We start from the raw sequence: 6,304 nt of genomic DNA, 5'->3' as shown, positions 1-6,304 counted from the left end.
CGACGGCCTACGCCCGTCTGGATCTGGGGGAGGCTGCTCGCCGGGAGCTGGATATTCTGGATGGGCAGAACCCGCCGCCAGCCGCTCGCGAGCAGATTGCCCAGTTGCGCCAGCAGCTTGGTCTGGCTGATGAGGCCCGTCGTCTGAAAAAACGGATTGCCTTCGTCACACTGGAAGGTGGCTTTGACGATAACGTGGGTAGCTACCCGAAGGATTTCGGCTTGCCCGGACTGGCTGGTCCCGATGCAATTGAGTCGCCATACGGCTCTCTGGCCGCCGGTGTTCGGCAGCGAGTGGATCTGAAGTCCAATCAGCAGCTCAATTTTTCTCTGAACGGCCTGCTCAAGCGTAATACCGATGACGGTAGCGACCCGCTGGGAAATGACGATGCCACCCAGTTTGATCAGGACTTTTTTGGTGGCCGCGCCGAATGGAGTCGTGATCTGGATGGTCAGAGAGAAATTGCTCTGGGGGCTGACCTTGGCTACCTGCAATTAGATGGCGAGCACTATTACACCTATTTTGGGGGTGATGCCGAATGGCGAGAGCAGGCCAGTGCGGAAACTCGGGTGCTGTTCACGGTCAGCCTGCGTGACATGCAGTTCGAAAACGATGTGTACGATAACCTTATGTCTCGAGCACGTGGCGGTGTGCGCCATCGTTTGAATAACTCCTGGATGCTGAATGGCGATATCGCCGTGGAGTACGAAGCGGCAAAAAATCAGCGCCCGGGTGGTGATGCCACACGGGCTATATTGAGTGGCTCGGCGAGCTGGATGTTTGCGCCGAGCCAGCGCCTGACCGGGGACCTGAGTTACGCTCGTAGCGAATACAGCACGGAATACGCTGCCCCATTCAACGAGGCTCGTACAGACGACAGGTTTATTGTTGGCGTGCAGTGGGACAAAACCATGCACCGGTTGTGGCAAGTGAAGGCGCGGGTCCAGCACCGCAATCAGGACTCCACTATATCCACTTACACCTTTGATCAAACCAGTGGCAGCGTGTCTCTGACACGTTACTTCTGACACGGAGGTTCATCATGAATGCCAAGCGTGTTTTTAATTTCTCTCTGCCGGTGCTGTTGCTCTGGCTGGTATCGCTACCTGTCCATGCTGCAACAGAGGCAGGGCGAATTCTTTTTGCTCGCGGCACGGTGTCGATTGTCGATGCAAACGAGTCTTCCCGCGGCGCCGGCACAGGTTCGGTGTTCCATGAAGGCGATAGGGTGGTAACAGGTAATAATAGTATTGCCCAGTTGCGTATGACGGATGGCGCCCTGACCGCCCTTCGCAGCAATTCTGATTACCATATTCAGCGACAGCGCTTTGATGAAGAAGCAGACGTTTATGAACAAGCCGGCCGACTAATTAGCGGTTGGATGCGATCTGTTACTGGCGCCATCGGCGCCCGGTATCCGGGCAACGTTTCTCAAGGCACCTCAGTGGCTACTATCGGTATCCGTGGCACCACCTATCAGGTTATTCACGTGCCGGAAGAAGGGCTGGCGGAGTTCCCAGGGTTGCAACCGGGAACTTACGTTTATCTTGAGGAAGGCCAGGTAGAGGTTAGCAACGAAGCAGGATCGCGGATTGTAACGCCCGGTCAAGTGGTGCGCGTTGCCGGGCCAAAATCTGCCCCGGAACTGGCCCCGGAGCTAGCTGAATTGTTTCAGTCGGAGGCGCTTGCTGGTCTGGGAAGTGACGAGACCGATGGCCTTACTGTTCGAGATTTAATTGAGGATGAGCAGGATCAAATTGTTGATGGCCTTGAGGGGAGCGAAGGCGAAACTCCGGAGCCGTTCTCCGGCACCGTATCCGGTGTGGGCGCATTTGGTGGTAAAGGCGGTCGGGCCTTGTCAGCTGGTCTGTCCTGGACTGGCGAAGGGGCGGGCCGTTATGTTGATGCCATGACTCTTGATGCGCAGGACGGTGAGACATCAACTCCCTACGATCTTTCTGGCACGGGTACGGTTAGTGGCACTCAGTACCTGCAGATCCAGGGAGTCGAAGGTATGGCGGCCCAAGTGCATTGGGGTTTTTGGACGGCAGGTAACTTCGAAGCCTTTGACGATATTGGTTCACCTCTCACCGACACAGGCGTTTGGCACTATATGTTTGCCGATAATGCTCTGGAAAGTGGTAGTAGCGAGCTTGCGGCGTTGGGTTTGACCGGCCGCTATGGTTATAACTACGTTGGTGGCACCGAGTTAAATGCAGTAGATAGCAGCAGTGGTCTGCCTGATTCTGCCATGGCAACGGTTGATAAGGGCCGAATCACCGTCGACTTCGGCACCCTTGAGATGGCCGTTGATATCAGTGTTGATAATGGCTCTGGTGTCGTCCGGCTGGTTGGTATTAATGATATCGACGTCTTTTATAATGCGGGTATGTATCTGAGCCCTGTCAGTGGCTTTGCGCCGTTGTCGGGCATTATTGGTGGCACCTTCGTAGGACAGGAGGCGGAGGGCATTATTAGTGCACTGAAGATTGATGACTTTGAAAACTCCCTGTTCTACTACGGCACCCTTGCGTTTCAGGGTGAGCTGATCCCGGCCCGTCTTTTTGGAGGTGTTTCGACCCTCTCTGATGGCTTTGCAAAAGTCACTACCATTCCAGACTTTTTTGATTTGCAGGTCGGCGAGAATGGTAACGGCGTGTTTGCGGAGGAGCTAATTTTCGGCGAGTTCAGCACAACCTATACCGCTATTGGTGGAAGCTCATCTCCGGATCAGCAGGACGGTATTGTTATATATAACTTGCCGGGCGATCCAGACAGCGGAGTTGCCACCGAGGTCTACTGGGGTATCTGGGATAAGGCCAACTATGATGTGGTTGATGATTTCGGCAGTTCCAGCACGCCGTTGTCCGACTGGCATTACATGGTCGCCAGCACTCCTTTGTCAGAGGCGATGGTAGAGTCAATCGGTTTGACCGGTGTTTTTCAATACAACTTTGTTGATGGCACGCCACTGGCGGAAGTGAGTGGTGCGACAGGGGATCTTGCAATATTGAGCGGATCTTTCGTCCAGGTGGATTTCGACAATCTGTCTAGTGGCGGCATTAATGTTGAGCTGGATATAAGCGGTACCGTTATGGAGGGCAGCGGCTCTTTGCTTGATCTCTATGGGCCTAGTGGGATCGGCTTGAATAACGCTATTGATCCGCTGCCTTTTGCCTCTTTAACTGGCACTTTTGCCGGCGCTCAGGCTGAGGCGCTGATCGGTGGTGTTTCATACGATTCCAACATAGAGTCTTATTACGGCACTGCTCTTTTCGAAAAGGAGTCGGTTGGTGGGGTTATTATCGGGCAGTGATCTAGCCTGATTGGAGCTCGCACATTAAAAAAACCGCCATTTATGTGGCGGTTTTTTTATGGCCCAGAAATACCACTGAACTGCCAATCACACCAGGCGTGCTCATGCCGAAATGTGCTGCAATCCAGATAAAGGTTTCTCGTCGATAGAAGCACACGTGAGTGGGATCGCGTCGATAGTGCCATGTGTGAAAATCAACACCGTCATCCAATAGGCTGGTCATGATGGCTAGCACACCAGTTGGTGTAAGCAGGCTGGTCAGTCGTTCGAACTCTCGTGCTGGCTGATGGAAGTGTTCCACCACTTCTGTACAGGTGACGAAGTCATACTGTTGATTTAGTACGCTGCTGTCTGGTGCAAAAATCGGATCATAAACTGCCATGCTATGGCCCCGTTCTTGCATCATTTGAGCTAGTGCCGGCCCCGGTCCGCAGCCATAGTCCAGCCCTTTCGATGGTGCGATCAGCTGTTTATCAAGTGGCGCGGCAAGTTGAGACAGCCAGCCACAATAGCGCGGGTCTGCCGGATCATTTTCGTGCAGGCCGTAGTGGGCCCGTTCGGCAGCTGCATCTGGCAGCTGTTCGGGGGCGAGAAAGGTCAGCTGGCAGCGCGGGCAGCGGAAATAGTCGCGATCGTCCGCGTTGGCGAAGTGGGTGCTGTCGATACTCAGGCAAAGGGGGCAGATCATTGGGCCATGCTAACCTGCCGGGCAGTGGCGACAAACTGGTGATTTCTTCAACCTTAATGAGGCTAAGCCTCCATGGCAGAGGGTCGTCTAATGCTTGTGACTGGCGCCACGATTGATGCATCAACGTTGCCGGTTGCCACATCCTGGTTCGACCATGAGCAGGTTGCGGGCGCCATTACCCGTTTCTGGGAACCCCATGTTGCCCGGGTATTCCAGTGCAATATCTGGCTGGTTCGAGGCCGTGACCGGCACTTGCTGATTGATGGTGGGATGGGTATCAGCCCCTTGAGCGTGGCGTTGACGGACTGGCTCGACAAGCCCGTGGTGGCCATAGCCACGCACAGTCATATGGACCATGTGGGCGCACTTAACGAGTTTTCTGATCGGCGATTGCATCCGCTGGAGCAGGGTATGGCAGCTCAACCGGAGCAGTATCCGGTGTTATGCAGCCAGCATTGGCCGGCAGGGATGAAGGCCAGCATTGAGCAGGCCGGTTACGAGGTTCCTGATCTGTTGATTGATGCTCTGCCTTTTGCCGGGTTTGATCCGGAACAGTTCCATACGCCGGGTTGTGCTGCCTGTCAGGCGCTAAAGGCTGGTCAGATAATTGATTTGGGGGATCGTAGTTTTGAGGTGCTGCATTTGCCCGGACACTCTCCCGGTAGTGTAGGTCTTTGGGAGGCGGCCACTGGCACCTTGTTTTCCGGAGATGCGGTCTATGATGGTCCGTTGCTGGATAACTTCCCGGAATCGGATATCCATGATTACTGCCGCACCATGCGCCGTTTGCTGGAATTCCCCGCAAACATTGTTCACGCTGGCCACGACCCAAGCTTTGGCCGCGAGCGATTGCGAGAGTTGGCAGAAAGCTACCTGAAAAGAAATGATTGTGGAATCATAAAGTGAGACAACCAACCCGTTTTTGAATTAAAGGTAGGAAAATCATTTGGTTGGGACGGCTTTCGAAGTTGGTTAGTCAGATATTTAGTGGTTTCATTAATTCATAGGCCGGCAGGATAACTAAACTTATTCCTAAGGCGAATAAATAATATGATTCTGATAACGTAATGAAGGCCGCTTGCTAGAGCTCAATTTTGGTCCTGATTATGTCCCAGCTTTGGGGGAGATTACCGTGGCAGCGAAAATTTATCCGGTGCAGCCGATTGTTAGGCGTCCTGACCTTCATCACCGAACGCCTTTCTGTAATGATCCGGATACTTTCTCCTAGCAAACTCAAGGCTCCATTCTTTCTTCTGCAACGCGGTTAATCGTTTCCATACTGCTGGCTTGCTGACAGTCAATCGCAAATCCACCTTAGGTGGCTTCTCGTTGAAACTCATATCTGAAAGCACATTGCCCCACTCAGCCTGGGAACGCTTGTTCCCAATAGAATCAAAATGTATTACTTCATGGCACCCTTCGCAGAGCGAAACAAGATTTTCATTGGCCTTTCCGAGCATCACGGGATCGCTGTAATCCATGTGATGGACAAGGTCGGCTTTGCCGCCACACCTCATGCACATTCCTTTGTCCCGGCTTAGCACGCTCGCGCTAATTCCCTTCCAGAGCTTAGTCCTTCTGTAATCTTCGTACTCCAGCGTTAGGGGGTCTGCCTTATCCCGCCAACCACGCCCCCTGCCTTTAGCCACCTCGTCGAAGCTAGCTTGAATTCGCTCAATTTCTCTTGCCAATTCATCAGGGGTCACGATTTATCGCCTAACGCCGCAAGCAGTGGTGATCGGCTACAGTTTCTTATTATCACCTGATTTATCCTGGATGACTGAAATAAATGCTGCCAAGAGCAGGGGCATAAAAAGTGTGCCTAACAAAACCTGAGATGCAGCCAAGCCGCGAACGGCTTCGGCGGGCTGAAAATCACCGTAGCCGAGGGTGGTCCAAGTTACTACAGAGAAATACAGTGATGCTGCAGGCTCATGAACTATATCTCCGCTGTACATAATCCCAAGATGCAGATAATGGGCGGCAAAGCCGATTATGCAGACATACATAGCCAAGAGCATCTTGCCAAACTGCGGCCACAGATGTAGCTCCTGTCTTCGCGTAAAGACGTTATGAAAAGACGTAAGAAAAACCGAAAAGACAAAGAACGACAATATATATATATATTCTGAAGACCCTTGCCGGCCATTAAAGATAGCGTCAATGACAAGGATAAAATGCCCAAAATACATATAGCCCATCCGGCCATTACTAACTTCATTTATATCCCCGGTCTGGTCATGGCGTTTGAGCTCAGGCCGCAGCCCGACAGGGACGTCGGCCTGCAACGAATTGTTCGG

Annotated in this window: 6 protein-coding genes; 3 read left to right on the top strand and 3 right to left on the bottom strand. The window is 52.9% G+C overall.

Annotated elements, in window-relative coordinates; translation table 11 throughout:
• Positions 1 to 1,028, top strand: a 1,028-nt coding sequence (locus tag J1C54_RS15975) for a hypothetical protein (RefSeq protein ID WP_229149898.1), incomplete at its 5' end; no start/stop codon positions are given.
• A gap of 14 nt (positions 1,029 to 1,042) precedes the next feature.
• Positions 1,043 to 3,316 (top strand): FecR family protein, encoded by a 2,274-nt coding sequence (locus tag J1C54_RS15970; protein WP_229149895.1) that lies wholly within the window; start codon positions 1,043 to 1,045, stop codon positions 3,314 to 3,316.
• 40 nt (positions 3,317 to 3,356) lie between these two features.
• On the opposite strand, the gene J1C54_RS15965 is transcribed toward J1C54_RS15970, so the two are convergent.
• Positions 3,357 to 4,004 carry a class I SAM-dependent methyltransferase gene (locus J1C54_RS15965; protein WP_229149893.1) on the bottom strand — a complete coding sequence of 216 codons (648 nt, stop codon included), beginning with the start codon at positions 4,002 to 4,004 and terminating at the stop codon, positions 3,357 to 3,359.
• Positions 4,005 to 4,076: 72 nt separating this feature from the next.
• On the opposite strand from J1C54_RS15965, the gene J1C54_RS15960 reads away from it, so the two are divergent.
• Entirely contained in the window at positions 4,077 to 4,910 is an 834-nt protein-coding gene (locus tag J1C54_RS15960; RefSeq protein WP_229149891.1) for an MBL fold metallo-hydrolase, read from the top strand.
• A 260-nt stretch (positions 4,911 to 5,170) separates the two neighbouring features.
• Here the strand turns inward: J1C54_RS15960 and J1C54_RS15955 are convergent, their stop codons facing one another.
• Both J1C54_RS15955 and J1C54_RS15950 read right to left on the bottom strand, forming a co-directional pair.
• On the bottom strand, positions 5,171 to 5,710 hold the full coding sequence (locus tag J1C54_RS15955) for an HNH endonuclease (RefSeq protein ID WP_229149889.1): 540 nt from the start codon (positions 5,708 to 5,710) through the stop codon (positions 5,171 to 5,173).
• A 36-nt stretch (positions 5,711 to 5,746) separates the two neighbouring features.
• Positions 5,747 to 6,304: potassium channel family protein (locus J1C54_RS15950; RefSeq protein ID WP_229149886.1), on the bottom strand; the 558-nt coding region annotated here is incomplete at its 5' end.

It is taken from the genome of Alcanivorax sp. 1008 (assembly GCF_020667895.1).
Classification (GTDB): domain Bacteria; phylum Pseudomonadota; class Gammaproteobacteria; order Pseudomonadales; family Alcanivoracaceae; genus PGZG01.
The sequence above is the reverse complement of the archived record's forward strand: the minus strand, read 5'-3'. Positions and strand labels throughout refer to the sequence as shown.